We start from the raw sequence: 14,714 nt of genomic DNA on the forward strand, positions 1-14,714 counted from the left end.
GGTCTGTCCGGATTGATCACGTGAGGCCGAGGATTCGCAGGGGTCGGGTGTGGTCGCGGCCGGTGTGGCGGAGGGCAGCGGCGATGTTGGTGCGGCCGTTCTGGCGGAAGATGCCGATGGCGAGGTTGCGCAGGCCGGCCATGGTGCGGGGCAGGTGGCCGGTGCGGACTTTGGAGTCGTCCTCGCGGAAGGTCCGGTCTCGGACGTGGTGCAGGAGGTTCTCGATGCCCCAGTGGCCCCTGGTCCAGGTGGCGAGCTGGACGGCGGTGGCGTCGTAGGTGTCCAGGCCAGTGATCAGGTAGACCCGTTCGATGGTGAGCTTCCCGGTCGAGCGGTCGCGGCGCCATCGGACGATCTGGATCGCCTGGCGGGCGCCGGGACAGTCGAGGTGGTGGAAGGCGGCGGTCTTGAGTCGGCGGATCTCGTCGCGGTGGTGGGCACGGTCGCGGGTGCGGTGGTCCAGCGGGATGTCCGCCCAGGGCAGCGTTTTGACCTGGGCATACGGCCCGGGGTGGTTCTTTTTCACGATGGCCGGGTAGTGGGCGCCGCGCTCGCGGAGGTACGTGCCGTGGGCGTGCTGGGTGTGCAGGGCATCGCCGGTGATCACGGTGTCGCTCAGGTCGATGCTGTCCAGCAGCGGGGCGAAGGCGGGGATCTCGTTGCTTCTGGAGGCGACCTGCCGCTGGGCCGGGACCACGCCGTGGTGGTCCATTGCGGCCAGCAGTTGGATCGCGGTGCTCGTGACGGTGCGCGAGCCGCGGACCGTCTTGCCGTCGACCGCGATCGCCCGCGGCACCGGCTTCGCCGATCGCTCGGACTTGCTCGGGTGTACTCCTCTGGCCTCGGGCTCGACGCTGCGCCGATACCGGTGGGGTATCGGCGCAGCGAAATCAGGTCTTGGACAGCGGCAGCCTCCCGGCGGTGGACTTCTCACCATGAACATCGCCTACTGGATCCTCGCGGGACCGCTCGCGCTCTTCTACCTCTACGCGGGCACGCTGAAAGTGATCCGCAGCCCCGATCAGCTCCGGCCGATGATGGCCTGGGTCGACCGCATACCCCTGCCGGCTCTCAGGGCCCTCGGGACGGTCGAAGTCCTCGGCGCGGCAGGTCTGCTCCTGCCGCCGCTGACGGGTGTCGCGGTCCCGCTGGCATCGGCCGCGGCCGGCGGCCTCGTCCTCCTCCAGGCCGGTGCGATCGCCGTCCACCTGACCGGCGGTGACCGCCGGATCGCACTCAACCTCGGGCTCGTCACCGCTGCGGCCGTGACGGCCTGGCTCGCCACCGGCCTGTGACGGCGCGCGGTCCCGGGTTGGCGGGTGGGCCGACGTGGTCCGCTCAGAGTTCCGCGGCGAATCGCGTCCGGTGGACGCCGTGCACGATGGCCCCGGGGGACTGGTAGCCCCGGTGCTCGGGGTTCGAGACCTCCCCGTCCCACGGCGCCGCGCCTTCCGGAAGCAGCGGAGCACGGCCCAGGTACATCCGGGCGGCTTCTTCCAGCCTCAGGTCTCCCACAATCACCGAGTTCCACAGCGAGTAGCCCTGCCCGACCACCCACATGCACAGATCCTCGGTGCTGTCCTCGGACCAGACGTCCCCGTCCACGCTGACACCTTCCGAGAAGTCGGCCAGCGATTCCGCCGCGGACTCGTAGGCGAGCGCGAAGGCTTCGAGCTCCTCCCGCGAGCGGGACTCCAACCACAACTCCAGGGCGGACAGGCGCGGTCGGGTCGCGTCCAGGACCTCCCAGAACCAATCGGGAACATGATCCGGTTCCATCTCGGCTCCTGGTGTCGAGGGCTGTGCTACTCGCCCGACCGTACAGCCCGGTGGCGCTGCCCGGACACTTCCGGGCTGCCGGTGCTCAGAGGTCGGCGTCGGCGGCGAAGTCGACGAATGCCTTCCAGGCGGTGGGGTGGAAGGTGAGTTGGGGGCCGGACTTGTCCTTGGAGTCGCGGACGTGGACGGTGCCGGGGGCCTTGGCGACCTCGACGCACGCGGCGTCTTCGTTGCTGCTGTGGGTGCTCTTGAACCATGTCAGTTCGGTCATCACGACATCCAGGATGCGCCGATGGCCCGCCGCTGGGAAGCGGCGGGCCGTCAGGTGGGTGCTGTTTCAGACGTTGGCGTCCGCGGCGAACTCGACGAACGCCTTCCAGGCGGCCGGCTCGAAGGCCAGCTGGGGGCCGGTCTTGTCCTTGGAGTCACGGACGTGGACGGTGCCGGGCGTCTCGGCTACCTCGACGCACGCAGCATCCTCATTGGTGCTGTGGGTGCTCTTGAACCATGCCAGTTCGGCCATGCTTACCGCTCTCCCAGAATCTGCTCGATCAGGGCCAGGGACTCCCTCAGGCTCAGAGCCTGGGCCCGGATGCTGCTGTACCGTGCGGCCATATTACGGACCTCGACCGGGTCCGTGACCAACCGATTGACGTGCTGTGCCGCGACGTATCCCATCTGCTCGCGTCCATTCGGCGTGAGCAGGATGAAGGAGCCTCCCATCCCGGCGTGCGTCAGTCGGTCGAGTGGCATCACCTGGAGCTCAGGGCCACGCATCTGGCCCATCTTGAGGAGGTGCTGGAGTTGCTCGGTGTGAACGTCCCAGCCACCCAGGGGGCGGCGGAGGACGCTCTCGTCAATCACCCACGTCACTACCGGCAGGGGCCAGCGGGTCAGGATCTCCTGCCTGGCCAGTCGTGCTTCCACCCATTCGTCGATCTTTTCAGGGGAGAGCAACGGCCGACGCATCTCGTACAACGCTCGGATGTAAGCCTCGGTCTGCAGCAGTCCCGGGATCACCATCGTGCTGTAGTCGTGGATCTCCAGCGCCTTGGCTTCCTCCGCCGTGAACGCCTTGGAGAACGCCGGGTGACGCTCACTCACCCGAACCTTCGCCTTCATCACGTCGTCCGCGACGACCGTCAGCGCCCCGCCCGCGTCGACGATGGGGTCCACCACCGTCAGGAACTCGATTCTCGGCGTGCGCTTGCCCCGTTCGATGAGGCCGACCATGTCCTCGCTGTACCCGATCCGCTCCGCGAGCTGGCGCTGCGTGATGCCGGCCCGTTCGCGGTAAAGCTTGACCAACTTGCCTACCGCGCTGTAGAACTCGGCGATCCCGTCCGAGTTCTCCACCGTCTCCCCGTCGTCGGGGACCGTGCGCTCGCTGCGCTCGACGCTGCTCACCATGGGAACCACCCCTGCTCACACGAGTTTGCGACCGACTGATCCGGGTCTCACCAACAGGCGGACCCTCCGCGTCCGCACAAGCACACTCCGTGCCCGCCGGATCCGTGGTCAGCGTACGTCCGTGCCGCCAGGCTTTTCCCCATGACGACCGAAATTCCGCTCGACAACCCCCGCCGCCACACCATCGTCCTCCCCGCGACTCCGAAGGGCGCGTGTCTCTGCCGAGGCATCGTCAGACGTCAACTCGCCGACTGGGGTGTGGACTCCAGGCTCGGCGAACCGTTCCACTCGGCGCTGCTCGTCGTCGCCGAGCTGTCGGCGAACGCCATCACGCACGGGCGCGTTCCGGGGCGCGGGTTCGAGTTGCACCTGTGTCTCACCACCACCGTGCGCCGGGGCGCCACCCTCCGGATCGAGGTGTCCGACTGCCGGGGCGACCGGCTGCCCGTCCTCCCGTCGGCGCGGGTCACCGACGGCCAGTCCGGGCGGGGGCTGGTCCTGATCGACGCCCTCGCCGACCGGTGGGGCACGGAGCTCCGCGACCCGGGTGCCAAGACCGTGTGGGCCGAAATCGACCTCGCCGATGCCTGCTGCCTCGCCGATGCCCGCTGAATCCCGCCATACCGCGACTGCCGCCGGCAGCGCCGCGCTCTGCACCCTGCTTCCGTTCGTCCTGCTGCTCGCCCTCCTCGCCTGGGCGTACCCCCTCACCACCCGTCAGCACGGCCGTCCCCGCCCGGCCCCGACCCCCACCGCCACCGCCTCGGCGCGGTGAGGGGGTGTGCGGACCGCCGTCAGGGTGCCGGCGGTCCGCACACCTCCAGGGCGAGGAGGCGGTACAACGGGTCGGCGATCGGGGTCTCCTGGTCCGGGAGTGCCGCGAGTCGGCGGACCGCCTCGGCCACCTGCTCGGCGTCGGCCCGCACGCACCAGGGGATGCGGCCCGCGTCGATCGCCTCCCGCCACTGCCGGGCGCCGCGCCCCTGTCCGGTGCCGGGGAAGCGGGCCTCGCCGACGGGGCGCAGGCCGTGGGCCGCCGCCCAGTCCCGGATCCGGGCGTGGCCGTCGGGCGCGTGCGGGGTGTACTGGCGGCGCAGTTCGGCGGTGGCCCGGGCGAGGTCGCTGTCCTCGGTGAAGTAGGCCGCCTCCTTGTCGACGGTGGTCACCAGCCTGCCGCCGGGCCGCAGCACCCGGAGGGCCTCGGTGAGCACGGGCTCCGGGTCCGGCAACAGGTGCAGCAGCCAGACCATCACCACCGCGTCGACGCTCCCCGAGGCGAACGGGAGCCGTGTCGCATCGCCGCACACCGCCCCGCCGGGTATCCGCCGCGCGGCCGGGACGAGCATCCCGGGGGAGCGGTCGACACCGAGCACGGTGCGGCCCGGCCGTTGCAGTCGGCGCGTCACGATGCCGGTGCCGCAGGCGATGTCCAGCACGGTCGCGGGGCCCTGGGGGAGCAGTTGTTCCAGGGCGTCGGCCGCCGCCTGTGCCCGGGGTTCGCCGCCCCGGGTGGTGTCGTACGCCTGGGCCTCGCTGTTGTAGTCGATCATGTGGGGCCATGCTTCCGAAGTCGATTGCTCCGCACAAGGGAGAACCGCTCGGGTACGCCCGGAGGAGGAAGGCGCCCAGGACCGAGGGTTCATGGTCGGCCGCCTCCGCTCGTCCGCTGAGCTGACGGCCGCTCGCCCGGTGAGCTGACGACCGCCCGTCGGGCCGCGTGATCTTGTGGGACAGCACCCGGGAGGCCGGGAACCGAGCAACACGCACCCTTGCACGAGAGGCACTTCATGAGCCGCTGGAAGAGCGTCACCCTGGTCGTCACCGCCGCCGCCCTGGTCGCCACGGCCGCCGCCCCGGCCATGGCCGTCACCAAAACCGCCACCGCCACCACCGCCCGCCCGGACGCCGTCCAGCAGCGGTTGGACGCGCTGCTGACCGAGACGGGCGCACCCGGCGCGCTGGGCACCGTCCGCGCCCTGGACGGGCGCACCCGCAGCTACACCGCCGGGGTCGGCGACGTCGCCACCGGTGCGGCGGTGCCGAAGGACGGGCGGGTGCGGGTCGGCAGCAACACCAAGACCTTCACGGCCGTGGTCGTGCTCCAACTCGTGGCGCAGGGCAGGCTCGACCTGGACGTGCCGGTGGAGCGCTACCTGCCGGGCGTCGTCCGGGGCGACGGGATCGACGGCAACCGGATCACCCTCCGGCACCTGCTCCAGCAGACCAGCGGGCTGCCGAACTACACCCTCCACCTCGGCGACGACGTCCGCCGCTACGAGCCGCGCGAACTGCTCGACATCGCCCTCCGCTACCCGGCCGACGCCGCGCCCGAGGACCACAAGTGGGCCTACAGCAACACGAATTACATCCTCGCCGGGCTGATCGTCGAGGCGGTGACGCAGCGGAGCCTGGGCCAGGAGATCGAGCGGCGGATCGTCCGGCCGCTCGGCCTGCGCCAGACGTACTTCCCGGCCCCGGGTGACGCGACGATCCGGGGGGCCCACCCGCACGGCTACTACCGCGAGTCGGCGGCCGGGCCGCTGGTCGACATCACGGACATGGACCCCTCCTGGGCCTGGGCGGCCGGCCAGCTCGTCTCCACCCCCTCCGAACTGGACCGCTTCTTCACGGCGCTGCTGGACGGTGAACTCCTCCCGCCCGCGCAGCTCGCCGAGATGCGCACCACCACCCCCGCCGGGGAGCCGTTCGCGGCGGGATCGGGCTACGGGCTGGGGCTGGTGAGCACGCCGCTGTCCTGCGGCGGCGAGTACTGGGGGCACGGCGGCAGCATCCCGGGCTACGAGACCCGGGTCGGCGTCACAGAGGACGGTCGCGCCGCCGCCGTCACCATGACGGTCCAGGCGCCGGACAAGGCGGCCGCGCGGAAGCTGGAGGGCGTGCTCGACGCGGCCCTGTGCCGCTGAGCGGGCGGCCGGGCCCGGCTCACCGGTCCGGCCGGACCTCCGGGTACGCGGCCGAGGGGCCGCTGAACAGGGTGGTCGGCCGGTGCCGCAGGTGGAGGTCGAAGAAGGCGGCCAGATAGGCGCGTTGGGCGTCGACGGCGCGGGCCGGGGCGAGGGTGCCGAGGAACGCGTCGAGCTGTCCGGCGGGCCAGCCGAGGGCGGGCCGGGCGGCGGGGAGGAGGGCTTCGAGGTCGGAGAAGGTGCCGTGGCCCGAGTCGCCCAGGGTGAGTTGGCGGCGCCAGGAGCCGAGGTGCGGCCACAGCGCGTCCCACATCGCGTCGCGCACCGGGCGGTCGTCGGAGGCGCGGAAGAGCAGCAGCGGGCGGTCCGCGCCGTCGGTGGCGGCGGTGCCGAACACCGGGCCGTCGAGCGAGACCCCGGCCAGCACGCGCGGGTCGTCGTGCAGGGTCTGGACGGTGGTGGCGCCGCCCATGGAGTGGCCGACCATGCCGACGGTGGCGGGGTCGAGTGCCGCACCGAGGCCCGGCGGGAGGGGGCGGTGCTCGGCGTCGGGGTCGGCACCGGCCGCGAGGTCGGTCAGCCGGTCCAGGACGAAGCGGGTGTCGGCGGTGCGGTAGTCGACGATCCCGGCGTCCGTCATGGCGAACACGGCGGACTTGTTGCGGACCTCCAGTCGCCCGTCCGGGAAGGTGACCTCACCGGCGTCGAAGGTGTGGTCCACGGCGACGACCACGTAACCGCGCGAGGCGAGGTCCTCGGCGGCCAGGGTGGCGAAGGCGCGGTCGGCGCGGGAGCCGGGGGAGTAGAGGACCACCGGGTGGCGGGTGCTGCGGTCGGCCGGGGCGTCCTGGCGGGAGCGGGTGAGGGGCCAGGCCAATCGGCCCGGGGCGGCACCGAGGTAGTCGCTCTCCAGATGGGCCAGCGCGGCCGGGTCGAGCCACGGCGCGAGCCGGTGGGCGGGGGAGCCGCAGGCGGCGGCCGGGTACCAGAGCTGCGCCATCAGTTCGCGCGGACGCGGGGTGGGCGCCCAGAGGTCGGGGCGTTGCGGGTCGACCAGGTGGAGGGTGGTGGTGCCGACGGGGTGCGGGCCGGTCGGCGCGGGGAGGGCGAGCGGGATCGCGGCGGTGGTGGTGGCGGTAGCGGTAGTGGTGGTGGCGGCCTGCGCGGTCGGGGGCAGCGCCGCCGTCGTGACGAGCGCACCGGTGGTGAGCAGGCCCGCGAGCAGGGCGGCGGCCGGGCGGGAACGGGGTCGGGGCATGGGCGGTTCCTTCGAACGGATCGGGTGACGGGGGTGGTGTCGTGACCAAGGTGCTGACGTGACCAAGGTGCTGACGTGACCGAGGTGCTGTCGTGACCAAGGTGACGGCCCGCCCCGGCCCGGCGCGTCCGGCCGTGGGCATACGACCGTGGTCGGATGCCCGGCCGTCCGCCGGTGGCTAGCCTGACCGGGTGCAGAACCAGCCGACGGCCGCGCCCGCGCACGCCGCCGCCACCCGGGCGCCCTGGACGAAGCGGCTCGCGCCCTTCCACCGGGCGTGGACGGACCCGCTCGTGGCGCTGGCCGGCACCTCGGTCACCGCGGTCCGGGTCCTCGACGCCGCCCGCGACTTCGACCCGCACGGCCGCGGCAACCCGCCGCTGGAAGGCCCCGCCGCCCTGGCCGTCGCCCTGCTCGCCACGGTGGCGCTGGGAACGGCGTTGGCGCTCCGGCGGCGGTGGCCGGCCGGGTCGTGCGCGATCGCCGTCCTCGCCTGGGGGGTGGCGGTGGCGGGCTGCCGGGCGCCGGCGGTCGGGCTGGTGGTCGGCGCGTGGGCGGTGCCGGTCGGGGCGCTGGCGGTGTACGCGGCCGCCGCCGACGACCGGCGGACCGGGTGGGCCGGGTGGGCCGGTCACGGGCGGGCGGCGCTCGGTGCGGCCGTCCTCGGCTGGGCGGTCACCGCGACGGCACCCGACGAAGTCCTCGGCAATCTTCCGCTCGCCGTCCTCGGCCAGACGGCCGCCTGGGCGGCGGGGCGCGCCGTTCGCGGGCACCGCGCGCACACCGCCGTGGCCGCCGAGCGCCGGGCGGCGCTGGAGCGGGCCGCCCGCTCGGAGGAACGGCTGCTGCTGGCACAGGAGGTGCACGACGTGGTGGCGCACAGCCTCGGCGTGGTGAGCGTCCAGGCGGGGTTCGGCCAGTACGCGCTGGCACACGCGGGAGCGGACGGCGGCGCGGAGGCGGCCGGGACGGCGCTCGCGGCGATCCGGGCCGTGAGCACCGACGCGCTGCGCGAGACCCGGACGCTGCTCGCCGTCCTCCGGGAGGACACCGGGCCCGGGGACCGGCCGTCGGTCCCGGTGCCCGCCCCCGGACTGGCGGCGGCCGATCTGCGGCGGCTGGCGGAGTGGGCCGGTGCCGGCGGGGTCGCGGTGGAGGTCCGGATCCGCGGGCGGGAACGCGAACTGCCGCCCGGCGTCGGCCTGTCCGGGTACCGGATCCTGCGGGAGGCGCTCGCCAACGTGGTCCGGCACGCGGGCGCGGCCCGGGCCCGGGTGGAGGTCGAGTACCGGGACGAGGAGCTGTGGCTGGAGGTCACGGACGACGGGCCCGGGGACGGCGCGCCTCCACGCCCCGCACCCGGTGGCGCCGGTGGCGCGGGCCTGGCCGGGATGCGGGAGCGGGTGGCCCCGTACGGCGGTTGGTGCGTGGCCGGGCCGACCCCGGCGGGCGGCTTCCGCGTCAGCGCGGGGCTGCCACTGGCCGGGGCCGACTCCGGGTCGGGCTCCGCAGAGCCGGAGCACCGGCCGTGACGGTCCGGGTCGTGGTCGCCGACGACCAGGCCCTGGTCCGCGCCGGGTTCGCCGGGATCCTGCGCCTCGCCCCGGGCTTCACGGTGGCGGGGGAGGCCTCGGACGGCGCGGAGGCCGTCGAACTCGCCCACCGGGAACGGCCGGACGTCGTCCTCATGGACATCAGGATGCCCGGCCTGGACGGTATCGAGGCCACCCGCCGGATCACCGCCGGAGCTTCCGGCAGCCGGGTGCTGATCCTCAGCACCTACGCGCTCGACACCTATGTACGCGGCGCGCTGCGCGCCGGGGCGGCGGGCTTCCTGCTCAAGGACGCCGAACCCGCCGAACTCCTCGCCGCGGTAAGGGCGGTGGCCGCCGGCGAGGGTGCGCTCGGGCCCGGCATCGCCCGGCAGCTGATCACCGAGCTGACCGAGTTGCTGGCCGCCGGGCCGGGCATCGCCGGCGAGGACCCGGTGCGGGCCGGGGCGCGCACCGCCGTCCGCGCCCTTACGGCCCGCGAGCGCGAGGTGCTGGCCCTGGTCGGCGACGGGCTCACCAATCCCGAGATCGCCGTGCGCCTCCACATCACCGAGGGCACCACCAAGACCCACATCGGCCGGCTGCTCCACAAGCTCGCGGCCCGCGACCGCGTCCGCCTCGCCATCCTCGCCCACCGGGCGGGACTGTCGCGCTGAGACCCGCTCGGAGGGACGGCGCGAGGTTTTACCAAACGGTCGACCAACGGGCCCGGCCGCTCGGATAGCGTCCAGCACGTCCCCTTCGAACACATCGCGGTCCTGTCCTGCCACCACGGCGGGTCGGGCCCGCCATGGAGGTATGCCGTGAAGCCGATTTCCGTGAGCCCGACCGCCGTGAACCCGATCGACCTGTCCGCCGCCGCGTCCGCGCTGCCCGCCCCCTGGGCGTCCCACCTGCTCGGACAGGTGGGCACGGCCGCCGTGAAGGTCCTGCGGATGGACGGGCGGCCGCTGCCCGTCGAGTCGCACGTCGACCCGGAGGTGCTGCTCGTCCTCGACGGCCGCCTCGAACTCCTGCTGGACGGCGCCGAGGTGACGGTCGGCCCGGGCGAGCTGCTCCGGATCCCGGCGCGCGCGGCCCACGCCGTCCGCCCCGGCAGTCGGGGGACGCTGCTGATCGTCGAGGTCCCCGAGGAGGGGTGAGCCCCGAGCGGTCGGTTCCGTCGTCAGTCCGTGACCCGGTCCGCCGCTTCCCGGGTGATGTCGGCGAAGAGGCGGAAGAGCGCCGGGCGGGCCTCGCCCCGGTCGCGGGCGTACAGGGCGGCCCAGCAGCGGGCGATCCGCTCCCTGGCCCCGGTGCCGGGCCAGGGGTGGGGCAGCAGTTGGGGCGGCAGGAGCGGATCGGGCTCCATGGCGCGGGTGAGCTCGGCGGCCAACTCGACCGCGACGGTCAGGAGTTCGGCGGAGGAGAGCTCGGCGGGGCCGGTGAGCCGGGCGAGGCGTGGTCCGGCGATGCGGTCGAGGCGGTGGTAGCGGTCGGCGATCTCCGCCAGGGGCCACAGCTCGCGGGCGAGTTCGGCGGGCTCCCGGGTGTCGCCCCGGCGCAGGTCGGTCGTGGTGAGGAGGGTGAGCCCGCCGTGGGCGCCGAGGCGGTGGGCCGCCTCCTCGACGTACGGTTCCCAGGCGTTGGCGCTGACGTACAGGCCGCCCTGGAGCGGGGCGCCGCCGAGGTGGACGAGCGTCTCGCGCAGGGTGTCCCGGGCGGTGCGCGCCGATTCGGGCACCGCGAAGGCGGCCAGGTGCCAGACGCCGTCCCAGGGCGCGGCCCCGGCGTCCTGGCGGAACGCGTGCCGCAGGAAGTCCGCGTTGGGGGCGAGGGCGCGCACGGTGTCCGGCGTCGCGTGCAGCTGCGCCTTTCGGCCGCGGCCCTCGTGGGTGAACCGGCCCTCGCCGACCAGGCGTTTGACGCAGAGCCGCACCTGCTGGTCGCTCATGCCCAGGGTGTTGGCGACGCTGTACAGCTCGTCGGCGCCGACGGTGCCGTCCTCGCGGACCAGCGCGTGGACGAGCATCCGGGTGGGGACCTCGACGTGGTCCGTTCCGGTGCGGTCGGTCCCGGTGTGGTCGGTTCCGGTGCTCACAGTTCTCCCCTGCCGTCGGTGCCGACGGGGCGGCGCATGGTGGTGACCGCGCCGAAGCCGAGCAGCCGGCGCAGGTAGGGCGTCTCCTCGGTCCGTACGGCCGTGAAGCCGCGCCGCTCGTACAGGGCCCGGGCGCGCGGGTTGGTGTCGATCACGTCCAGCCTGATCTCCCGGTAGCCCTGCTCCGCCGCGACGGCGGCCACCTCCTCGATGAGCAGGCTGCCGACACCCCGGCCGCGCAGGTCCGGACTCACGGCGATCCCGTCCATGAGGAGCTGCCCGGGCGCCGGACGGCGTTCGAACAGGGAGAGGAGCAGGAGCCGGTGCAGTCCGCGCAGGTGTCCGTAGGCGCGCAGCACGGCGCCGGCCGATCCTCCGGTGAGGCCCCGCCCGCCCTGGCGGTACCCGGCGAGGCCGACGAGCTGTCCGTCGAGCAGCGCGCAGACCGCGCGGTCGGCGTTGAAGTGGGCGGCGATGAAGGGCACGGCCTTGTCGGGCGGGTCGAGGGCGGGGCCGAGCTTGCGGCCGAAGGCGTCCCAGTACAGCTCGGCGGCCCGCCGCTCGGCTCCGTCGGGGAGGCCCCGCCGCACGGTCACCGTTCCGGCGCCGGGGCGGCCCGGTGTGTCGAGTCCCATGCTGTGCCTCCGCTTCTCGTCGAGCCTTGGAACCAGGACTCAAATCTATCAGACTCGCCACGATCGTTCTTATGGTGATAGTTCTAGGGCCGGATCAGAACCGGAACCAGAACGGAGGCGGCCGCCCCATGCGTCCGAAAACCGAGCGTCCGAAAACCGTGCGTCCGAAGACCCGGCCCCGACGGCGGGGGCTCCGCATCACCGTGTGGTCGCTCGTCGCGGTGCTGCTGGTGGGTGCCGGTCTCGTCGGCGCGGTGCTGTGGCAGAACTCCTACGCCATGGACGAGCGGCGGGTCTCGATCCGCCACGGCAACCACGTCCTCAACGGCGTGCTCGCCGTCCCCAGGGACGGCCGCGAGCGCCACGGCCTCGTCGTGTACGTCCACGGCGACGGCCCCACCGACGCCACCCACGACGACGGCTACAAGCCCATCTGGGAGGCGAACGCCGAGGCCGGGTACGCCTCGCTCTCCTGGGACAAGCCCGGCGTCGCGGGCGCCCCCGGCAACTGGCTCGACCAGTCCATGGACGACCGGGCCGACGAGGCCGCCGCCGCGATCGCCTGGGCCCGCACCCGCCCCGACATCGACGGCGACCGGATCGGGCTCTGGGGCGCCAGCCAGGCGGGCTGGGTCCTGCCGAAGGTCGCCGCGAGGACGCCCGTGAGCTTCGTTCTCGCCGTCTCGCCCGCGATCAACTGGCTCCGGCAGGGCCGCTACAACCTCCTCGCCGAACTGCGCGCCGAGGGCGCGTCGGCCGCCCGGATCGAGGCCGAGACCGCCCGGAGCGACGCCGTCCGGGCGCTGCTCGCGCGCCACGCGGGCTTCGAGGAGTACCTCGCGGCCATGGGCGGCGACGCGGACGGCATGACCGCCGGCCGCTGGGGCTTCGTCTCCCGGAACCACACCGCCGACGCCACCCGGGACCTCCTGGCCCTGCGCGGCGTCCCGGTGCTGCTGGTCCTCGCGGGCCAGGACACCAATGTGGACACCGCCGACACGGAGCGCGGCTACCGCGAGGCGCTGGACGCGGGCGGCGCGCTGACGGTCGCGCACTACCCGGACGCGGCCCATTCACTGCTCAAGCGGTCCGTCGAGCAGTCGGAGCCCAGGCTCACGCTCACCGCGCTGTTCTCGCCCCGCTCGCTCTTCGCGGACGGATTCCTGGACGGCCAACGGCAGTTCCTCGACGGACTCGGCCGGGCCCCGCGTCGGGGATGAGCCCTCCCGGCGCTCAGCTCCCGGTCACAGCCTCGGCCGCCGCGCGGGCCACCGACTCCACCAGGTCCATTCCGTCGGTGTCGGTCGAATTCCCGTCCGAGACCACGGCGATCAGCAGCTGGTGCCCGTCCCGCTCGACCCGGCCGATGCTGTTGATCACCCACAGGCCGTCCGTGTCCCTCGGCAGCCAGCCGTTCTTCACCTCGTACCCGCCGTTGCTCGCCGCCGCGCCCACGCCCCACCGCTGGTCCTCCTCCACCTCGTCGAGCAGCCCCTGGATGTAGGCGCGGGAGGTGGCGGAGAGCAGCGACTCGTCGGTGAAGACCTGGCGCAGCAGGCGCAGTTGGTCGTCGGCGGTGGTCGAGGTGAGGCCCCAGTAGCCGTCCTGGCCGGCCTCGGTGGCGGTCAGGCCGAAGCGTGCGTTGGCGGCGTCGAGACCCGGGTCCGCGCCTATCTCGTCCCACAGGCCGGTGGCGGAGTCGTTGTCGCTGTTCTCGATCATCGTGGTGGCCAGGTCGCGCTGGGCGGCGGTCGGCGTGGTGCCGAGGTCCTGCGTCCGGAGCAGCAGCGCGGCCAGTATGTCGAGCTTGACGATGCTGGCGGTGGCGAAGTCGTGGCCGGGGCCGCCGTAACTGAGCGACTGCCCGGTGTCCAGGTCGGTGACCGCCACCGAGACCGCGCCCTCCGCCCGGTCGACGGCGCTGTGCAGGGCCGCGGCGGCGGCCCCGGCCGTGGCAGCGGGCGCAGGGACGGCGGTGGGCGTGGCGGTCGGGGTGGGCGCGGCGGTGGCCGGGGTGACCACCGGTGGGGCGGACGAGGTCGTGTCGGCCACGACGGACATCTGCGAACGGCTCTCGACACCGCCGGACTGCCCCTGCAACGCCGCGGCCACCGCCCCCGCGGCGACGAGGAGGCCGACCGGTACCAACACTCTTGCCCGGGAGACGCTTCGTATCGCCATGATCGATGAGAGTAGGGCGCGCGGCTTTGAACATCCTGAGGACGGCATGGACGTTTTCTCAGGACTCGTCGGCCGCCGAACCGTCCGGATGCGTGACGGCCCTTTCACGGTACTCCCCACCGGAATGCAGCGGCACGGGCGGGAGCGGCACGGGCGGGAGTCGGCGGAGCATCACGGTGTACGCGGGGCTGCCGGCGACGGGCCGGGTCGGGCCGACCGGGCGGTAGCCCCAGGACTCGCAACGGGCCTGCGCGCGGGGCCGGTCGGCCTCGGCCAGGAGGCACGCCAAGTCCTCGGGCCGGTCCTCCAGCAGGGCGTCGTGCAGTCGCCCGGCGAGGCCCTGCCCGCGCCAGGCGGGGCGGACCATCAGCTCGGACAGGCCGAAGGTCGCGGCGGGGGCCGGGGCGGGGTCGAGCAGCCCGCGCCACCATTCACGGCCGGCCGCCAGCGGTGCGCCGTAGGCGAAGCCGGTCGGTTCGCGGCCTTCGTAGGAGACGACGCAGGAGAAGCCGGGACGCCTCGTCCAGTGGTCGACGACCAGGTGGAACCGCTGGGCGAACGGGTCGAGCATCCGGTCGGCGCGGGCGTCGACGTGGATGCCGAGCAGCAACTGGTCGAAGTCGAGCGGCAACTCGTGGTGGTAGTGGAGGATCCGGGTGACGGTCACGGGCGGCTCCATCGGTCGCGGCAGCGGTCGGGCCACTCTCGCGCACCGCGCGCGGCCGATGCCAGGCCCTTCCGATTTCCGGCGCCGGTTTTTCGTTGCGGGAACGGGTTCCGGGGCGGCTGTCGGGGCGGCTTCGGGAACGGCGAAGGCCCGGAGGACGTATCCTCCGGGCCTTCGTTGCTACTGAGTAGCGGGGACAGGATTTGAACCTGCGACCTCTGGGTTAT

At 73.5% G+C, this 14,714-nt stretch carries 19 protein-coding genes; 8 read left to right on the plus strand and 11 right to left on the minus strand.

Annotated elements, in window-relative coordinates:
* Nucleotides 1–16 precede the first annotated feature (16 nt).
* Complete coding sequence (locus ADK60_RS03140) at nt 17–796, minus strand: ISAs1 family transposase (RefSeq protein ID WP_234370918.1); 780 nt, start codon at nt 794–796, stop codon at nt 17–19.
* Between the two features lie 139 nt (nt 797–935).
* Between ADK60_RS03140 and ADK60_RS03145 the strand changes: the two genes are divergently transcribed.
* The gene (locus tag ADK60_RS03145; RefSeq protein ID WP_053643040.1) at nt 936–1,295 is read left to right on the plus strand and encodes a DoxX family protein; all 360 of its coding nucleotides are present in this window, start codon (nt 936–938) and stop codon (nt 1,293–1,295) included.
* A gap of 43 nt (nt 1,296–1,338) precedes the next feature.
* Here ADK60_RS03145 and ADK60_RS03150 read toward each other — a convergent pair whose 3' ends face one another.
* From ADK60_RS03150 to ADK60_RS03165, 4 genes are all read right to left on the minus strand, one after another.
* The gene (locus ADK60_RS03150; protein ID WP_053643041.1) at nt 1,339–1,779 is read right to left on the minus strand and encodes a hypothetical protein; all 441 of its coding nucleotides are present in this window, start codon (nt 1,777–1,779) and stop codon (nt 1,339–1,341) included.
* 85 nt (nt 1,780–1,864) lie between these two features.
* Nucleotides 1,865–2,050: a DUF397 domain-containing protein gene (locus ADK60_RS03155; RefSeq protein WP_053643043.1), complete on the minus strand. Its 186-nt coding sequence runs from the start codon at nt 2,048–2,050 to the stop codon at nt 1,865–1,867.
* A gap of 66 nt (nt 2,051–2,116) precedes the next feature.
* Nucleotides 2,117–2,302, minus strand: coding sequence for a DUF397 domain-containing protein (locus ADK60_RS03160; RefSeq protein WP_053643045.1), 186 nt, complete (start codon nt 2,300–2,302; stop codon nt 2,117–2,119).
* Between the two features lie 2 nt (nt 2,303–2,304).
* A complete protein-coding gene (locus ADK60_RS03165) occupies nt 2,305–3,189 on the minus strand; it encodes a helix-turn-helix domain-containing protein (RefSeq protein WP_053643063.1) in 885 nt (294 codons plus the stop codon).
* 141 nt (nt 3,190–3,330) lie between these two features.
* Here ADK60_RS03165 and ADK60_RS03170 point away from each other — a divergent pair, with 141 nt between their 5' ends.
* Entirely contained in the window at nt 3,331–3,801 is a 471-nt protein-coding gene (locus tag ADK60_RS03170) for an ATP-binding protein (RefSeq protein WP_053643046.1), read from the plus strand.
* On the plus strand, nt 3,791–3,964 hold the full coding sequence (locus tag ADK60_RS44455; protein WP_159394158.1) for a hypothetical protein: 174 nt from the start codon (nt 3,791–3,793) through the stop codon (nt 3,962–3,964). Before ADK60_RS03170 ends, ADK60_RS44455 begins: the two co-directional genes overlap by 11 nt.
* A 19-nt stretch (nt 3,965–3,983) precedes the next feature.
* Here the strand turns inward: ADK60_RS44455 and ADK60_RS03175 are convergent, their stop codons facing one another.
* Complete coding sequence (locus ADK60_RS03175) at nt 3,984–4,739, minus strand: class I SAM-dependent methyltransferase (protein WP_053643049.1); 756 nt, start codon at nt 4,737–4,739, stop codon at nt 3,984–3,986.
* Nucleotides 4,740–4,976: 237 nt separating this feature from the next.
* Between ADK60_RS03175 and ADK60_RS03180 the strand changes: the two genes are divergently transcribed.
* The gene (locus ADK60_RS03180) at nt 4,977–6,113 is read left to right on the plus strand and encodes a serine hydrolase domain-containing protein (RefSeq protein ID WP_053643051.1); all 1,137 of its coding nucleotides are present in this window, start codon (nt 4,977–4,979) and stop codon (nt 6,111–6,113) included.
* 19 nt (nt 6,114–6,132) lie between these two features.
* Here the strand turns inward: ADK60_RS03180 and ADK60_RS47415 are convergent, their stop codons facing one another.
* On the minus strand, nt 6,133–7,371 hold the full coding sequence (locus ADK60_RS47415) for an alpha/beta hydrolase family protein (protein ID WP_053643053.1): 1,239 nt from the start codon (nt 7,369–7,371) through the stop codon (nt 6,133–6,135).
* 191 nt (nt 7,372–7,562) lie between these two features.
* Here ADK60_RS47415 and ADK60_RS03190 point away from each other — a divergent pair, with 191 nt between their 5' ends.
* The 3 genes from ADK60_RS03190 to ADK60_RS03200 all read left to right on the plus strand — a co-directional run bounded on the left by ADK60_RS03190 (nt 7,563) and on the right by ADK60_RS03200 (nt 10,066).
* Nucleotides 7,563–8,903 carry a sensor histidine kinase gene (locus tag ADK60_RS03190; RefSeq protein WP_053643055.1) on the plus strand — a complete coding sequence of 447 codons (1,341 nt, stop codon included), beginning with the start codon at nt 7,563–7,565 and terminating at the stop codon, nt 8,901–8,903.
* Nucleotides 8,900–9,580, plus strand: a complete 681-nt coding sequence (locus ADK60_RS03195; RefSeq protein WP_053643057.1) for a response regulator — start codon at nt 8,900–8,902, stop codon at nt 9,578–9,580. The genes ADK60_RS03190 and ADK60_RS03195 overlap by 4 nt, the downstream gene beginning before the upstream one ends.
* Before the next feature lie 147 nt (nt 9,581–9,727).
* Nucleotides 9,728–10,066 (plus strand): cupin domain-containing protein, encoded by a 339-nt coding sequence (locus tag ADK60_RS03200; protein ID WP_234370919.1) that lies wholly within the window; start codon nt 9,728–9,730, stop codon nt 10,064–10,066.
* Between the two features lie 23 nt (nt 10,067–10,089).
* Here ADK60_RS03200 and ADK60_RS03205 read toward each other — a convergent pair whose 3' ends face one another.
* Together ADK60_RS03205 and ADK60_RS03210 are read right to left on the minus strand one after the other, a co-directional pair.
* The gene (locus ADK60_RS03205) at nt 10,090–10,935 is read right to left on the minus strand and encodes a PaaX family transcriptional regulator C-terminal domain-containing protein (RefSeq protein WP_107094480.1); all 846 of its coding nucleotides are present in this window, start codon (nt 10,933–10,935) and stop codon (nt 10,090–10,092) included.
* Nucleotides 10,936–11,000: 65 nt separating this feature from the next.
* Entirely contained in the window at nt 11,001–11,639 is a 639-nt protein-coding gene (locus ADK60_RS03210) for a GNAT family N-acetyltransferase (protein ID WP_053643061.1), read from the minus strand.
* Between the two features lie 158 nt (nt 11,640–11,797).
* On the opposite strand from ADK60_RS03210, the gene ADK60_RS03215 reads away from it, so the two are divergent.
* Nucleotides 11,798–12,859: an alpha/beta hydrolase family protein gene (locus ADK60_RS03215; RefSeq protein WP_078897128.1), complete on the plus strand. Its 1,062-nt coding sequence runs from the start codon at nt 11,798–11,800 to the stop codon at nt 12,857–12,859.
* 13 nt (nt 12,860–12,872) lie between these two features.
* On the opposite strand, the gene ADK60_RS03220 is transcribed toward ADK60_RS03215, so the two are convergent.
* Together ADK60_RS03220 and ADK60_RS03225 are read right to left on the minus strand one after the other, a co-directional pair.
* Nucleotides 12,873–13,820 (minus strand): serine hydrolase, encoded by a 948-nt coding sequence (locus ADK60_RS03220; RefSeq protein ID WP_079008004.1) that lies wholly within the window; start codon nt 13,818–13,820, stop codon nt 12,873–12,875.
* A gap of 58 nt (nt 13,821–13,878) precedes the next feature.
* Complete coding sequence (locus ADK60_RS03225; protein ID WP_063783025.1) at nt 13,879–14,487, minus strand: GNAT family N-acetyltransferase; 609 nt, start codon at nt 14,485–14,487, stop codon at nt 13,879–13,881.
* Between the last annotated feature and the right edge of the window lie 227 nt (nt 14,488–14,714).

The organism is Streptomyces sp. XY431 (genome assembly GCF_001279805.1).
Classification (GTDB): domain Bacteria; phylum Actinomycetota; class Actinomycetes; order Streptomycetales; family Streptomycetaceae; genus Kitasatospora; species Kitasatospora purpeofusca.